We start from the raw sequence: 14258 nt of genomic DNA, 5'->3' as shown, positions 1-14258 counted from the left end.
ACTGGTCACCGGCAACGAGGCGCTGCCATGGTTCCTGTGGCGCCAGGTTCCCGAACGCCTCGACGCACTCTTCGGCCGCACCCGCGACCTGACGGCAGGTACACGTCCGATTTCCCTGGAGGACAACCACTTACGTGGCACAACCGTCTGCCTCGCGTCCAACACGACCACACCGTTCACCGTCATCTCGTCGGCACCGTCGGTCACACGGGAACTGACGGCCCGCGCCCTTGTCGAAGGCGTGCAAAGTCGCGTCGTAACCGTAATCGGTGATCCACACCTTGGTCTCGATGAACACCTCGGACCGGTCGATCCCGGAGCGTCGAATCGCCTTCCCGACCTCGCGCTCGTTCAGATAGGCAGCGGCGGTGTCGATATGGCGATATCCGGTCTCCAGAGCGGCGCCCACCGCATCGACGGTATCCTCCGGTGCCGACTGGTAGACGCCGAAACCGATTGCAGGAATCGATACTTGGTTGTTGAGTGCAATGTTCGGAACGGTCATGGTGCCACGCTACGCTTTTGATTTCGAATGGACAGGAACAGTGCGACGACGAGTGCCAACGCCAGCAGACAGGTACCGCCGAGCAAGGCGACCTCGGTGCGCTCGAACACCGCGTCGCCGGCACCCGCCGAGATGGTCACGAGCAACCCGAGCCCGAAGGCCATGCCGATCTGGTGAAAGGTGTTGAGCAGCCCCGACGCGGCTCCCGCATCTGCGGACGACACCCCGGCGATGCCCGCATTGGTCAGCGGCGCAAACGCCAGTCCCTGACCGATCCCGATGAGCACCATCGGCGCCGCGACCGCAGTCCAGTACCCTGCGTCGGCCCCGACCCGGCTGAGCCAGAACATGCCGCCCAGCGTCACCAGCACTCCGACAACCAGCACAGCGGCATTGTCGAAGCGGCGCAGCAGCTTCGGAACCATCAGCGCCACCGCGAAGTTGACCAGCGTCATGGGTAAGAACGCAAGGCCGGCCTGTAGTGCGGTGAATCCGAACCCGTCCTGCAGAAGTGCGGTGGTGAAGTAGAAGAACCCGATCATCGCACCGAGATACAGGACCCGAATGGCGTAGGCGCCACTGCGTTCCGCATTCGCGAACAGGCGCAGCGGCATGATCGGTTGAGGGACGCGGGATTCGTTGACGATCAACGCGATCAACAGGATCAGTCCGATCGCCAACGAGGTGACAACCGTTGGACTCGACCATCCCGACTCCGCGGACTCGATGACCGCGAACACGATCGCACCCACACCAAGGGTTGCCGCAATCGCACCGACCGCGTCGAACCGTCCGGGCCGACGCGCCGTCTCCGACAGCACCACGCGGCTACTGATCATCATCGCGACGGCGATGGGGACATTGATCAAGAAGGCAGCTCGCCACGAAACCCATTGGGTGAGAGCACCTCCGATCAGAAGTCCGAGGCTGGCCCCGATGCCTGCGGTCGCCGCGTACCACGCGACTGCCTTCTTCCGTTCCTCGCCGCCGAAGTACTCGGTGATCAGGGCCAGCGAGGTGGGCGCGACGATCGCAGCCCCCACACCCTGCACGGCCCGTGCGGCGATCATCCACCACCCGGCCGGCGATAGACCGATCATCAGCGACGCGAACCCGAACACCGCGAGCCCACCGATGAACAGCCGACGCCGACCCAGCAGGTCGCCGGCTCGTGCGCCGAGGAGCAGCAGTCCGCCGAAGACCAGCGTGTAGGCGTCCTGCACCCAGGACAGCGCCGTCGGGGACATCTCCAGGCCGTCGCGGATACTGGGCAGGCCGGTGAAGATCACCGAATTGTCCAGCAGCACCATGAAATAGCTGATCAGGATGATGGCCAGGATCGCGGTCGGCGCCTTCGTCGGTGCCGACGTGGGCGCCGCTGCTGTCGTCACCTCGGTCACGGCCGGACCATCACCTTCAGTGCCTCCCGGGCATCCATGGCCGCATACGCTGAGGGTGTCTCATCGAGTGCGACGGTCCGGTCGAACACCCTGCCGGGCACCACGGTTCCGTCGAGCACGGCCGGGAGCAGTCGGTCGATGTAGGCGCGCACCGGAGCCGGGCCGCCCGTGAGAGTGACGTTGGGGCCGAACAGGCTGCCGAACCCGACCGGCGCCTCGTCGTACTGCGGCACCCCGACCCGGCTGATGACGCCACCGGGGCGCACCACGCCGACCGCCTGGTCGTAGGCGGGGCGATGCCCCACCGCCTCGAGCACGATCTCGCTGCCCAACCCGCCGGTCAGCTCCCGTACCTTGTCGATGCCGTCCTCGCCACGCTCGGCCACCACGTCGGTGGCGCCGAACTCTCGGCCCAGATCGGTGCGCACCTCGTGCCGCCCCATCAGCACGATCTGCTCCGCACCGAGTTGGCGGGCCGACAGCACGGCCAGCAGCCCGACCGCGCCGTCGCCGATCACGGTCACCGAGCTGCCCCGGGTGACGCCGCCGCGCACGGCTGCATGCCAGCCGGTGCCGTACACGTCGGACAGCGTGAGCAGCGACGCGAGCAGGTCGTCGGGCGCATTCTCGTCCACGGGAACCTTCACGAGAGTCCCGTCGGCGAGCGGCACCCGCACTGCTTGCGCTTGACCGCCGGCCGCACCGAGTTCAGCGTCGTTCCAGAATCCGCCCCGCAGGCAGGACGTCTGCAGGCCGGCGCGGCAGAAAACACATTCGCCGCAGGAGATGGCGAAGGGTGCGATCACGAAATCACCGACGGCCACCGACGTCACGTCGGCACCGACCTCCTCGACCACACCGATGAACTCGTGACCCATGGTCGAGCCGTCCGGGTTCGACGCCATCGAATGGTAGGGATGCAGATCGCTGCCGCACACGCACGAGCGGACGACGCGCACCAGCGCATCGCCGGGGAGTTCGAGCTTCGGGTCGGGGACATCGATGACGCGGACGTCGCCCGCGCCGTACATCAGGGTTGCTTTCATGGACTCAAGTACACCGCGGACCGAACATCTGCGGGAGTGCCGGATGTTCCGGGTACCGCCAGTACCTCCCTGGACGGCGCGTCGGTGCCTACCCTGAGGTCATGGGCACCACCGACCTCCGCACCCAGATCCGCGAGTTCCTCAGCTCGCGGCGTGCTCGCATCACGCCTGATCAGGCGGGCCTTCCCGCGTACGGGGGCAATCGTCGGGTCAAGGGTCTGCGACGCGAAGAGGTCGCGATGCTCGCCGGGGTGTCGGTCGACTATTACGTCCGGATGGAACGCGGGAATCTGTCCGGTGCATCCGACAGCGTTCTCGCGTCGCTGGCCGGAGCGCTGCATCTCGACGAGGCCGAACAGGACCACCTCTTTGCGCTGGCGCGCCAATCACAGGCGTCGAGCGCGACGCGACGCCGGCGCAGCGAACCGGCCACCGTGCGGCCGGTACTCCAGCAGATACTCGACGCGATCACCGACGCCCCTGCCTGGATTCGCAACGGCCGCCACGACGTCCTGGCAATGAATCAGCTTGCCCGAGCACTGTATTCACCCGTCCTCGCCGATGCCCGACGCCCCGCCAATACCACCCGCTTCGTGTATCTCAATCCCGTTGCCGCCCAAGAGCTCTTCGTCGACTACGACCAGATCGCTCGCGACGCGGCGGCGATGCTCCGGTTGGAAGCCGGACAGAATCCGCACGACAAGGCGCTCATCGAACTCGTCGGCGAACTGTGCACCCAGAGCGAATTGTTCCGGCAGCGGTGGGCATCACAAGATGTCCGATTCCATCGCAGCGGCCGAAAGCGGCTGCGGCACCCGGCCGTCGGCCAGCTCGACCTGGACTACGAGAGCCTCGAGCTGCCCTCGGAGCCCGGACTTCGGCTCAACATCTACACCGCCCAACCCGGTACCCCCGCCGCAGACGGGCTCAAACTGCTCGCATCCTGGGCGGCAAGTCAAGAAGACCTCGCAACCGAACTGCGCGTGCGGTGACCGGTCGCGTCACTCGTCCCGCCGCTCATCCACGACGAACAGCACGAGCGTGACGGCCAGGAATGCCGCGGGCACCCAGGCGGCGTGACCGCCCCACGCCTCCGTGGCGAACGCGCCGATGACCGCACCGCCGGCGAAGATGCCCACCACGCCCAGGTAGACCTGAAATGCGTGACGCGACTCCGATTTTCGTTCGACCAGCGTGCCGTAACCCGCCTCCACCAGACGCATCAGGTTGCCCGTCGTCGCCACCGACACATAGTTCAGATCACCTATGCTGCGGAACAATTCGATCTGCATCGCCGCCAGGAAACTGATCGGAATGGTCGCGATCCAGTGCGGAGCAGAGGTCGGGATGAAGCCGACGACGAGCAAGATAATCGCCAGCAAACCGATCGTCATGCGGATCGGATAGGCCAGCACACCGTCGAGCCGGCCCTGCTTCACATGCACCGCGAACGCGACACCGACCACGAACGCGAGGATCGGCCACAGGTGCCCGAGCGCCTGATGCCAATGTTGCTGCGCGAGATTCAGACCGAGAAAGATCACGTTGCCGGTCTGCGCGTTGGCGAACACACCACCGCGCGCAAGAAACGTATAGCTGTCCAAGAATCCACTGGCGCACGTGAGTAGCAGCGCGAAACGCAGCGACGTGGAGGTCGTCATGTTGCACATACTGCAGCATCGACACTGCTCGCATGCGCCACTGTGCGAGAGTGAGGAACGTGGCACCTCCAGAGGACATCTACACCCATGGGCACAGCGCCGTCGTCGTGAGCAGCCACGCGGCCCGCACCGCGGCCAACTCCGCCGCATACCTCTTGCCGTTCCTGCGCCCAGGACTCGACCTGCTCGACGTCGGCTGCGGGCCCGGCAGTATCACGATCGACCTGGCTGCCCTCGTCGCGCCCGGCCGGGTACGTGGTGTCGACGTCACCGACGACCCGCTGCCACAGGCCCGTGCGGCTGCCGCCGACCGCGGACTGGACATCGACTTCGGGGTCGACGACGCCTACGCGCTGTCCGACGCCGACGACAGCTACGACGTCACGCATGCACATCAGGTGCTGCAACACTTGTCCGATCCGGTTGGCGCACTACGGGAGATGCGGCGCGTGACCCGGCCGGGCGGCGTGGTCGCCGTCCGCGACGCCGACTACGACGCGTTCACGTGGTGGCCCGGCGATGAGCGGCTCGATCGTTGGCTCGAGATCTACCGCGCGGTGGCCAAGGGCAACGACGCCGAACCGGATGCAGGGCGACGCCTGCTCGGTTGGGCGCATGAGGCCGGCTTCACCGAGGTCACACCGTCGGCCTCGGTGTGGTGCTATGCGACCCCCGACGACCGCGCGTCGTGGGGTGGCATGTGGGCCAAGCGAATTCACTCCGCGATCGGACGAATGGCGATGGAGCGGGGCCTGGCAGATCAATCCGACCTGGCCGCCATCGCCCAGGGTTGGCTGGATTGGGCCGCCCACCCCGACGGCTGGATCGTCATCCCGCACGGCGAGATCGTCGCGCACGCGTGAATCACCCGTGTAGCGTCGCGAGCGTCGAATCATGTCGGGTGAAGTGGGGGCGAGAATGGCGAAGATCGTGTTGTTCGGGGCGACCGGATACACCGGGCGGCTCACCGCCGCCGCATTGAAGGCACGCGGTGCGCAAACCGTGCTCGCGGCGCGCAACAAGGCCACGCTCGCTGCGCTGGCCGATGAACTCGGGGGCGCCGAGACCGCCGTCGCAGATGTCTCCGACCCGGCATCGGTGCGTGCACTGCTGAGTCGCGGCGATGTCCTCATCAGCACCGTCGGACCGTTCCTGCGGTACGGACAACCGGCGCTCGACGCAGCACTCGACGCGGGCGCGCACTACCTCGACTCGACCGGTGAGGGGCCGTTCATCCGCGGGGTCTTCGATCGTGACGAGCAGGCCCGTGACGCCGGCGTCGGGCTGCTCAGCGCCTTCGGCTTCGACTTCGTGCCCGGCAACCTGGCGGCGGGCCTCGCGCTCGACAACGCACCCGACGCGGTCCGCGCGGAAGTCTGCTACGGCGTCGTCAACCCCGGGACCAGCGGCGGAACCCAGGCGTCGATTGCGGGCATGCTGTTCGAAGAAGGCTTCGCCCTGCGCGACGGGCACCTGCGCCCGGCCAACCTCGGGGCTCGTGTCCGCAACTTCGAGATCGACGGCAAGTCGCGCACCGCGGCATCGCTGCCGGGGTCGGAGCATCTGACGCTGGTGCGGTCGTACCCGCAGCTCCGTGACGTCGACGTCTACATGAGCGCCGCACCCAACGCCGCCCGAGGACTCCAGTTCGGCGCACGACTCACGGGGCTCGCCGGGAAGGTCGGCGTGCTGAAGAAGGCCGGCAACGCAGTGGTGTCGCGGGCGGTCCGCGGATCGACCGGCGGACCCAGCCCCGAACAACGAGCCCGGGCATCGAGCTGGGTGGTCGCCGAGGCCGTCGACGCCGGCGGGAATGTGGTCGCCACCAGCACACTCTCCGGCGTCGACCCCTACGACTTCACCGCCGCAATGCTCGCCTGGGGAGCCGACACCACACTGGCGGGCGGCCTGAGAACCACGGGTGCGCTGGGACCAGTTGAGGCGTTCGGTCTGCCGGAACTCACCGCCGGTGCGGCCGAGGCGGGTCTCAAGCAGGCCTGACCCACGTACTACCGTGTGTGGGTATCACTCGACTGGGAGGTTTCACTGTGCAGCAGATCGGCGTCGTCGGCGGAGGCACGATGGGTGCGGGCATCGCGGAGGTGTGCGCCAAAGCCGGCAGCGACGTCGTGATCCTCGAGGTCAAGCAGGAGTACGCCGACGCAGCGCGCCAGCGGGTGGAGAAGTCCCTGGCCAAGGCGGTCGCCAAGAACAAGCTCAGCCAGGACGACGCCGACGCCACGCTCGGCCGACTGCGGGTGACCACCGACTACGCCGACCTCGGCGACCGCGAACTGGTCATCGAGGCGGCGCCGGAGATCGAGTCGCTCAAGCAGGAGATCTTCACCCAGCTCGACGCCGTCGTCGGCGACGACACCATCCTGGCCACCAACACGTCGTCGATCCCGGTCATCAAGGTCGCCACCGCGACCAAGCGGCCCGAGCGCGTGGTCGGCGTCCACTTCTTCAACCCCGTCCCGGTGATGCCACTGGTCGAGATCATCTCCACGCTGGTCACCACCGACGAGACCGCCGACGCCGTCACCTCCTACGTTCGGGACACCCTCGGCAAGACCGCGGTGCGGGCGGGCGACCGGTCCGGCTTCATCGTCAACGCCCTGCTCATCCCCTACCTGTGTCAGGCCATCCGCATGCTCGATTCCGGCTACGCGTCGGCCGAGGACATCGACGCCGCGATGAAGGGCGGCTGCGGCTACCCGATGGGCCCGCTCACCCTGATCGACACGATCGGCCTCGATATCACCCTCGCCGCCGCCGAATCCCTGTACGCAGAGTTCGCCGAACCGCACCTCGCCCCGCCCGCCCTCTTGCGCCGCATGGTCGACGCCGGACAACTCGGCCGCAAGAGCGGGCGGGGTTTCTACAGCTACTGAGACCTGGCCACCTACTGGGCGGCGCGCACCGGCGCGTTCTTCAACTCACGCAACGCGGTTCGGAGCCCGCGCCGCTTGCCGGTCGCCGGGTCGACGCCGAAGTGGGTCTGCACACCCTCGCGCACCGCGAACCGCAACTCGGACGCGGTCTCGGGGGCGTCGTCGGAACTGGCCTTCAGCAATGCGTTGGGCAGAGCCAGCTTCAGGATCGTCCGGAACGACTGGAAGTACTGGTGCACAATCGAACCCGTGGTGTAGGGGAGGTCGTACTTGTCGCACAACTCGCGCACACGCACACCGATCTCCTCGTACCGGTTGCTCGGCAGGTCCGGGAACAGGTGGTGTTCGATCTGGTGACTGAGGTTGCCGCTCATGAATCGCATGAGCAGTCCGGCCCGAAAGTTGGCCGATCCCAACATCTGTCGTAGGTACCAGCGCGCCTGATCCTCGTGGTCGTACTCCTCGACGGTGAACTTCTCCGCGCCGTCGGGGAAATGCCCACAGAAGATCACCATGTACGCCCAGTAGTTACGCACGATGTTCGCGGTGAAGTTTGCCGCGATCGTGGTCTTCCAATTCGGGCCGGAGAGCGCCGGGAAGATGAGGTAGTCCTTGGCCGCCTGCTTGCCGACCTTCTGCCCGATGATCCGCAGATCCTTGGCGGCCTGCCGGTAGGTCTTCTCCTTGTTGCGCAGCTTCTCCGTCTCCAGATGGTGCAGTGCCACACCGTATTCGAAGAACGTACCCAGGGTCAGGTTGTAGATCGGATTCCCGATGTTCCACCACTCCCACGGCTGATCGCGGGTCACGCGCAGGATGCCGTAGCCCACGTCGTCGTCCATCCCCACGACATTGGTGTATTTGTGGTGCACGAAATTGTGGGAGTGCTTCCACTGCACGCTCGGGCACGTGGTGTCCCACTCCCAGGACGACGAGTGGATCTCGGGATCGTTCATCCAGTCCCACTGGCCATGCATCACATTGTGGCCAAGTTCCATGTTCTCGATGATCTTCGCGAGCGAGAGCATCGCGGTTCCCAAGAGCCATGCGGGTTTTCGGTTGCTGAACAGCAACGCCACCCGTCCGCCGGCCGCGAGGCCGCGCTGTATCGAAATGGCGCGCCGGATGTAACGCGCGTCGGCCTCGCCTCTGGATTCCTCGATGTCGCGTCGAATCGCATCGAGTTCGGCGCCCAGCGCCTCGACGTCGGCGTCGGTCAGATGGGCGTACTGGTCGATGTCGGTGATGGCCATCGAACCCCCTACAGATCGATCGTGCATTCTCCGGACACGGCGCTGATGCATGTCTGGATTCGGTCACCCTCGCGGTGCTCGTTACCGTTGCGCAGGTCGCGCACATAACCGGTGGCGAGCGGCACCACGCAGGTCTGGCATATCCCCATCCGGCATCCGAAGGGCATGGTGATGCCGAGCTCCTCGCCTGCTTCAAGGAGCGTTGTGGCGCCATCGATCTCGGCGCTCTTACCAGTCTTGGCGAACGTCACCGTCCCGCCCTCGCCACCGTGATCGGTGCGGGCGATGGCGAACCGTTCGATGTGGAGTGCCTCTCGGCGGTCGGCCTTCTCGAAATGGTCCTCGATCGCGTCGAGCATGGCAACCGGACCGCACGCCCAGCAGGCCCGCTCGCGCCAGTCCGGGACTTCCGCGTCGAGTGCGGCGACGTCGAACTTCCCTTCTTCGCGGGTCAACCGGAACTGCACACTGTACGTCGGCATCTCGTCGTGCAGCTTCTCGAGTTCGTCGCGAAAGATGACGTCGTCGCGGGTCGGTGCGGAGTGGATGTGCACGATGTCGGCGCGTTGGCCGTGCGTACGGATCGATCGAAGCATGGCCATCACCGGCGTGATACCACTGCCCGCGGTGAGGAACAGAATCGAGTCGGGCAGCGGCTCCGGCAGGTGGAAGTCACCCTTCGGCGCGGCCAGCCGGATGATCGTGCCCGGCGAGACACCCTCGACGAGGTGGCTCGACAGGAAACCGTCCGGGTTGGCCTTCACCGTGATGGTGATCATCTTGTCGACGTCGCTGCCGATCGACGTCAGCGAGTACGACCGCCAATGCCACCGACCCTCTACCTGCAGGCCGATGCCGACGTACTGCCCCGGCTTATACGAATCCGGGAATCCCCAGCCGGTGCGAATACTCACCGTCGCCGTGTCCTCGGTCTCCCGCACCACCTCGACGACCCTTCCGCGCAGCTCTCGCGCCGACCACAGTGGGTTGATCAGGTGCAGGTAGTCGTCGGGCAACAGCGGTGTTGTCGCCCGCGCGATCAACCCCCGCACAATATTCACTTCGGGGGACTTGGCCTCGACATCGGCTGCCGGGCGCTTACTCCATCTGAGTAGATCCATCAGGTCTCCTCCCGCCCTTCAGTGAACAACTGTACACACAGTATGTGGGCGCCGTCACATCGAGTCGATCTGCCTGTGTTATACCCCCGTGACCATCGGTCGCGATCCCGTTTCAACCGGATTCGCAGACTGCCGCCGTGCCCGGCCCCGCTCTTAGCGTCGAAGCATGCGAGTAATGGTCACCGGTGCCACCGGATATGTGGGCTCACGCCTGGTCTGCGAACTCATCGACGCGGGTCACGAGGTCGTCGCGGTCAGCCGCAGCCGACGATCCCTGCGTCGCTTCTGCTGGGCCGACGACGTCACTGGCGTGGAGATGGACGCCACCGATGCCGAGTCGGTACGCGATGCCTTCACCGACGCCGGATCGGTCGACGCCGTCTACTACCTCGTCCACGGTATCGGCGGACAGGGTTTCGACGACGTCGACGTACGGTCCGCCGGTCATGTCGCCGACGCCGCACGTGATCATGGGGTGCCGCGCATCGTGTATCTCGGCGGGTTCGTACCGCCGGGCGAACGGGACGCCCTGTCGTCGCACCTGCGCAGCCGAGCCGAAGTCGGTGAAACTCTAGATGTTCTGGGTGGACCGGAACTCGTCTGGCTGCGCGCGGCGGTGATCCTCGGCGCCGGTTCGACATCGTTCGAGATCATCCGGTACGTCGCCGACCGACTCGCGGTGATCCCGGAGCCGGAATGGGTCAACAACGCCATGGACCCGATCTCGGTGCGCGACGTGCTGCACTATCTCGTGGCATCGCTCGCACCCGACGTGCCACCCGGCATCTACGACATCAGCGGCCCCGACGTCGGTTTACGTTATCGTTCGGTCCTCAGCGCCTACCTCGCCGAGATCAAGCAACCACGCCTGCGAGTTCGCCTGCCACACATCAATACTCGACTCGCCGGCATGGTCACCGCGCGGATCGTGCCCGTTCCGACCGGCCTGACCGCCGACCTGGTCACCTCCCTGAGCCAACCCATGGCCGCCGGTGAACGGCACATCCGGGATCTGGTGCCCGATCCACCAAACGGCCTGACCTCCATGAAGGACGCGGTGGCCGCGTCGGTGCACACGCCCTATCCGCGGCCCATCTGCGATCTCACCGATCCGCACCACCTGGCCGACTCCGACCCCGATTGGGCCGGCGGAGATCTGATGCGAGCACGACGCCGCGTGGGCTCGATCGTCGACTCGGCGACACACCGAGTCCGAAACGTGGTATCCCTGCTGACAGGATGACTTCTTCGCGCACACTGCTCAACCGGCTCGGCTCCCCCGCACCGGGCACGGTCGTCGACGGCCCGGACGCTCTGCGGCGTCGACGACTCGTGGTCGCGGTGTTCCTGGTCGTCGGCGCCATTGTCTTGGGCTTCTCGCTGACGTCCGAGCCGGGGGATGCCTCTTTCTACCCGCTGACCGCCGTGCTCGCCGCCACCTGGATTGTCGGCGGATTCTCGTCTGGCCCGATTCGTCTGGGGCGCTTCGCTTTCAGTGACCCGCGATCCGTCGGCGCTGCCGCCGTCCTGGGCACAGCCGCCGGGTTGCTGGTGGGTTCGGCGTTTCTGGTGGGTGCCCTCATCACCCGCGAGATCCCCGCGCTGGCCGATCTGGTGTCACAGGTCCTCGCGTTGCGCGACGAGGGCAGCATCATCGTCATCACCGTCATCACACTTGGCAACGGACTGGCCGAGGAGATCTTCTTCCGTGGCGCCGTGTATTCGGCTGCAGAGCAGCATCATCCGGTGGTCGTGTCGACGGTCCTCTACGTCATCGCCACCCTTGCCAGCGGAAATCCGATGCTCGGCTTCGCCGCCATCATCCTCGGCGCCGTGTGCGCGGTCCTGCGCAGGTGCACCGACGGTGTCCTGGCGCCGATCTGCTGCCACGTGGTGTGGGGTGCGATCGTACTGTTCGGTCTCCCTCCCCTATTCTGAAAGCGCTCACGAACCGCGCAGTTCCCGCCGAAGCATCTTGCCGGTTGCCGTCTTCGGGATCTCCGCAAGCACCACCACCTCGCGTGGCGCCTTGTACGCCGCCAGCCGCTCGCGCGCGAACTCGATCAGTTCCGGTCCGGTGGCCGACGAACCCGGCCGCAACGACACGAACGCCTTCACCGTCTCGCCCCGATAGGCGTCGGGCACTCCGATGACGGCCGCCTCACGAACCGAAGGATGTTCGTAGAGCACATCTTCCACCTCGCGCGGCCACACCTTGAAGCCACTCGCGTTGATCTGGTCCTTCTTTCGGTCGACGATGTAGAACCAGCCGTCGCCATCCCGGTACCCGACGTCGCCGGTGTGCAGCGCGCCATTCGGGAGGGCCGACGCGGTGGCCTCCGGCTTGCGCCAATAGCCGGAAACCACCTGTGGTCCTTCGATCACCAGCTCGCCGACCTCACCGGTCGGCACCTCGGAACCGGCCTCGCTACATACCCGAACAACCGTGTCGTACACCGGAACACCCACCGACAGCGCCCCGGACTCGTGATCCACGGGGGCGCTCGCGCCGAACGGCACCGCAAGTGCAGGTGAGGTGGTCTCGGTCAGGCCGTAGATGTTGTGGATGACCGAGCCGAACCTGTCCAAGAACTCCTCGACGATACTCGGCGGGATCGGCGCCCCACCGGAGTAGATCTTGGTCAGCGAACCGAGAGCGTCCCTGGATGCGTTGGGTGCGTTCATGATCGCGATGAACACCGTGATCGACCCGACCGTGAACGTCGCCCGGTGACGCTCGATGGCCGCCACCGCACCCTCGGGATCGAACCGACACATCAGCACCAACGGGGCACCGGTCAGCAACGCGACACCCACGTGCCCGACGATGCCGGTGATGTGGAACAGGGGTGCGACACCCAGGATGACGTCGGCGCTGTCGAGTCCGACCCAGTCCCGGTAGGTCTGGGCGTTGAACACCAGGTTCCGGTGCGTGGTCATCGCACCCTTCGGCGGACCGGTGGTACCCGAGGTATAGGTGAGCAACGCGGCGTCCCCGGGGCGCGGACGATGGGCCGGAGGGCGTCGACCTCCGTTGTCTCGCAACAGGGCGGCCATACTCTTCGTCGGCGATTCGGCGCACACCGCTGTTGTTTCCGATGTCCGGAACTCGATGTCCGAAGTCGTGATCACCAGCATCACCGGCACGTTCTCGAGTACCCGCGCAGCAACGTCGTCATAGAGCGAGTCGAGCGCGATCAATACGCGCGCACCGGAATCGAGCAGGATCTCCTCGAGTTCGCGCGCCTTGTACATGGGATTGGCCGAGACCGCTATGCCGCCGGCCTTCCAGATGCCGAGTTGAGCGATGACGAACTGCGGAACGTTCTGCATGTACACGACGACCCGATCCCCGTGCTCGAAACCGGCGTCGAGCAGACCCACCGCGAACGCGTCGCTGAGTTCGTCGACCTCCCGGACGCTCAACGAGGCATCGAAGTACCGAATGAGGTCGTCCTCCGGACTCCTCGCGACGGTGGCCTCGAACATGTCAAGGGCACTGTCGAATTCGATCCGGCGACCCGGTATTGCCTTCACATTCTCAACTGTCACTATCAGTTACCTCCGCGAGACTAGACTTCATCGGGTGTTACCCACCCGGACCGACGACAACGGCATCAGCGTGCTCGACGGGCTGCCCGAACGTCACGTCCGCGCCATCCTGCACGTTCTTGAACGCTGTGCGGGCATCACCGAATCCGCGGCCTTCCGGACGGCGGTGGTCGAGTCGATCATGTCCTCGTTCGGGATCCGCGACGTGACCTTCTTCGCCGGGACCTCGTTCGACGCGGCGTTCGCCGACCCCGATCCACTGCTCACCGGCGCCACCGCAGGCCTGCTGGACGAGTACCAGGCGCGGTGGCACGACAAGGACATCTTCGCCACGGCCGACGCGCGACGCGCGCTGACCCGCGACGGCTTCGTCCAACTCGACGACTTCGCGACACTGCCTGCGCCACAACACTCCTACGTCGTCGACTACCTTCTGCCCCACGGGATGACGGTCGCGTCGGCGATGCACCTCAAGACGCGCAGCGGCGACGCGCTGGTCGGGATGTTCGACTCCGAACGCATCCTCGACGCCGACGACGTGGTTGCCGTCCGATTCCTCGGCCGGCAATTGCAGGCGCACGCCTCCGGTATCGATTTCACTGCGACCGGCGGCACCGTCGCAGATCTGCTCTCGCCGCGCCAGTTCGAAGCCGCTCTGCTCATCGCCGAGGGCCTGAGCAACGCCGAGATCGCACAGGTCATGTCGGTGACCGAACAGTCCGTCAAGAAGTACACCAGCCGGATATTCGCCGCGACCGGCTGCACCAATCGCGCCGGCCTCACCGCACGGCTCCTGCGCGAGATGCGCGCCTGACGCCGCTATCGC

Annotated in this window: 13 protein-coding genes and 1 pseudogene; 7 read left to right on the top strand and 7 right to left on the bottom strand. The window is 66.0% G+C overall.

Features of this window, described 5'->3' with window-relative positions; genetic code table 11:
* Nucleotides 1-217: 217 nt before the first annotated feature.
* The 3 genes and pseudogenes from ACWDTF_RS15435 to ACWDTF_RS15425 form a co-directional block, all read right to left on the bottom strand.
* A pseudogene (locus ACWDTF_RS15435) lies at nucleotides 218-505 on the bottom strand (aldo/keto reductase); the annotation flags it as partial.
* Nucleotides 502-1905 carry an MFS transporter gene (locus ACWDTF_RS15430; RefSeq protein WP_240861428.1) on the bottom strand — a complete coding sequence of 468 codons (1404 nt, stop codon included), beginning with the start codon at nucleotides 1903-1905 and terminating at the stop codon, nucleotides 502-504. The pseudogene ACWDTF_RS15435 and the gene ACWDTF_RS15430, both read right to left, overlap by 4 nt.
* Complete coding sequence (locus tag ACWDTF_RS15425; protein ID WP_433256458.1) at nucleotides 1902-2951, bottom strand: alcohol dehydrogenase catalytic domain-containing protein; 1050 nt, start codon at nucleotides 2949-2951, stop codon at nucleotides 1902-1904. The genes ACWDTF_RS15430 and ACWDTF_RS15425 overlap by 4 nt, the downstream gene beginning before the upstream one ends.
* A gap of 101 nt (nucleotides 2952-3052) precedes the next feature.
* Here ACWDTF_RS15425 and ACWDTF_RS15420 point away from each other — a divergent pair, with 101 nt between their 5' ends.
* Complete coding sequence (locus ACWDTF_RS15420) at nucleotides 3053-3943, top strand: helix-turn-helix domain-containing protein (protein ID WP_240861431.1); 891 nt, start codon at nucleotides 3053-3055, stop codon at nucleotides 3941-3943.
* A gap of 9 nt (nucleotides 3944-3952) precedes the next feature.
* Here ACWDTF_RS15420 and ACWDTF_RS15415 read toward each other — a convergent pair whose 3' ends face one another.
* Nucleotides 3953-4621 (bottom strand): YoaK family protein, encoded by a 669-nt coding sequence (locus ACWDTF_RS15415; protein WP_240861434.1) that lies wholly within the window; start codon nucleotides 4619-4621, stop codon nucleotides 3953-3955.
* Nucleotides 4622-4644: 23 nt separating this feature from the next.
* Here ACWDTF_RS15415 and ACWDTF_RS15410 point away from each other — a divergent pair, with 23 nt between their 5' ends.
* The 3 genes from ACWDTF_RS15410 to ACWDTF_RS15400 are packed head-to-tail and all read left to right on the top strand — an operon-like array spanning nucleotide 4645 to nucleotide 7506.
* Complete coding sequence (locus tag ACWDTF_RS15410) at nucleotides 4645-5475, top strand: methyltransferase domain-containing protein (RefSeq protein ID WP_355276594.1); 831 nt, start codon at nucleotides 4645-4647, stop codon at nucleotides 5473-5475.
* A 31-nt stretch (nucleotides 5476-5506) separates the two neighbouring features.
* The gene (locus ACWDTF_RS15405; RefSeq protein WP_355276596.1) at nucleotides 5507-6613 is read left to right on the top strand and encodes a saccharopine dehydrogenase family protein; all 1107 of its coding nucleotides are present in this window, start codon (nucleotides 5507-5509) and stop codon (nucleotides 6611-6613) included.
* Nucleotides 6614-6660: 47 nt separating this feature from the next.
* Entirely contained in the window at nucleotides 6661-7506 is an 846-nt protein-coding gene (locus ACWDTF_RS15400) for a 3-hydroxybutyryl-CoA dehydrogenase (RefSeq protein ID WP_449754614.1), read from the top strand.
* A gap of 11 nt (nucleotides 7507-7517) precedes the next feature.
* On the opposite strand, the gene ACWDTF_RS15395 is transcribed toward ACWDTF_RS15400, so the two are convergent.
* Nucleotides 7518-8759 (bottom strand): fatty acid desaturase family protein, encoded by a 1242-nt coding sequence (locus ACWDTF_RS15395; protein WP_449754613.1) that lies wholly within the window; start codon nucleotides 8757-8759, stop codon nucleotides 7518-7520.
* 8 nt (nucleotides 8760-8767) lie between these two features.
* A complete protein-coding gene (locus ACWDTF_RS15390) occupies nucleotides 8768-9880 on the bottom strand; it encodes a ferredoxin reductase (RefSeq protein ID WP_240861452.1) in 1113 nt (370 codons plus the stop codon).
* A gap of 166 nt (nucleotides 9881-10046) precedes the next feature.
* Here ACWDTF_RS15390 and ACWDTF_RS15385 point away from each other — a divergent pair, with 166 nt between their 5' ends.
* Both ACWDTF_RS15385 and ACWDTF_RS15380 read left to right on the top strand, forming a co-directional pair.
* Nucleotides 10047-11123, top strand: coding sequence for an NAD(P)H-binding protein (locus ACWDTF_RS15385; RefSeq protein ID WP_240861454.1), 1077 nt, complete (start codon nucleotides 10047-10049; stop codon nucleotides 11121-11123).
* Nucleotides 11120-11818 carry a CPBP family intramembrane glutamic endopeptidase gene (locus ACWDTF_RS15380; RefSeq protein WP_240861456.1) on the top strand — a complete coding sequence of 233 codons (699 nt, stop codon included), beginning with the start codon at nucleotides 11120-11122 and terminating at the stop codon, nucleotides 11816-11818. Before ACWDTF_RS15385 ends, ACWDTF_RS15380 begins: the two co-directional genes overlap by 4 nt.
* 6 nt (nucleotides 11819-11824) lie before the next feature.
* Here ACWDTF_RS15380 and ACWDTF_RS15375 read toward each other — a convergent pair whose 3' ends face one another.
* On the bottom strand, nucleotides 11825-13432 hold the full coding sequence (locus ACWDTF_RS15375; RefSeq protein WP_449754612.1) for a class I adenylate-forming enzyme family protein: 1608 nt from the start codon (nucleotides 13430-13432) through the stop codon (nucleotides 11825-11827).
* Nucleotides 13433-13466: 34 nt separating this feature from the next.
* On the opposite strand from ACWDTF_RS15375, the gene ACWDTF_RS15370 reads away from it, so the two are divergent.
* On the top strand, nucleotides 13467-14246 hold the full coding sequence (locus tag ACWDTF_RS15370) for a helix-turn-helix transcriptional regulator (protein ID WP_355276605.1): 780 nt from the start codon (nucleotides 13467-13469) through the stop codon (nucleotides 14244-14246).
* Nucleotides 14247-14258 lie beyond the last annotated feature (12 nt).

It is taken from the genome of Gordonia sp. NPDC003422, from assembly GCF_053588675.1.
Note: the sequence above shows the minus strand (reverse complement) of the source record. Positions and strands in the feature narration are given on the sequence as shown.

Bases quoted from the DNA above. Each gene is read 5' to 3' on its own strand.
- ACWDTF_RS15425 (WP_433256458.1), bottom strand. From the start codon at position 2,951: ATGAAAGCAACCCTGATGTACGGCGCGGGCGACGTCCGCGTCATCGAT.
- ACWDTF_RS15420 (WP_240861431.1), top strand. From the start codon at position 3,053: ATGGGCACCACCGACCTCCGCACCCAGATCCGCGAGTTCCTCAGCTCG.
- ACWDTF_RS15415 (WP_240861434.1), bottom strand. From the start codon at position 4,621: ATGTGCAACATGACGACCTCCACGTCGCTGCGTTTCGCGCTGCTACTC.
- ACWDTF_RS15410 (WP_355276594.1), top strand. From the start codon at position 4,645: ATGCGCCACTGTGCGAGAGTGAGGAACGTGGCACCTCCAGAGGACATC.
- ACWDTF_RS15405 (WP_355276596.1), top strand. From the start codon at position 5,507: ATGTCGGGTGAAGTGGGGGCGAGAATGGCGAAGATCGTGTTGTTCGGG.
- ACWDTF_RS15395 (WP_449754613.1), bottom strand. From the start codon at position 8,759: ATGGCCATCACCGACATCGACCAGTACGCCCATCTGACCGACGCCGAC.
- ACWDTF_RS15390 (WP_240861452.1), bottom strand. From the start codon at position 9,880: ATGGATCTACTCAGATGGAGTAAGCGCCCGGCAGCCGATGTCGAGGCC.
- ACWDTF_RS15385 (WP_240861454.1), top strand. From the start codon at position 10,047: ATGCGAGTAATGGTCACCGGTGCCACCGGATATGTGGGCTCACGCCTG.
- ACWDTF_RS15380 (WP_240861456.1), top strand. From the start codon at position 11,120: ATGACTTCTTCGCGCACACTGCTCAACCGGCTCGGCTCCCCCGCACCG.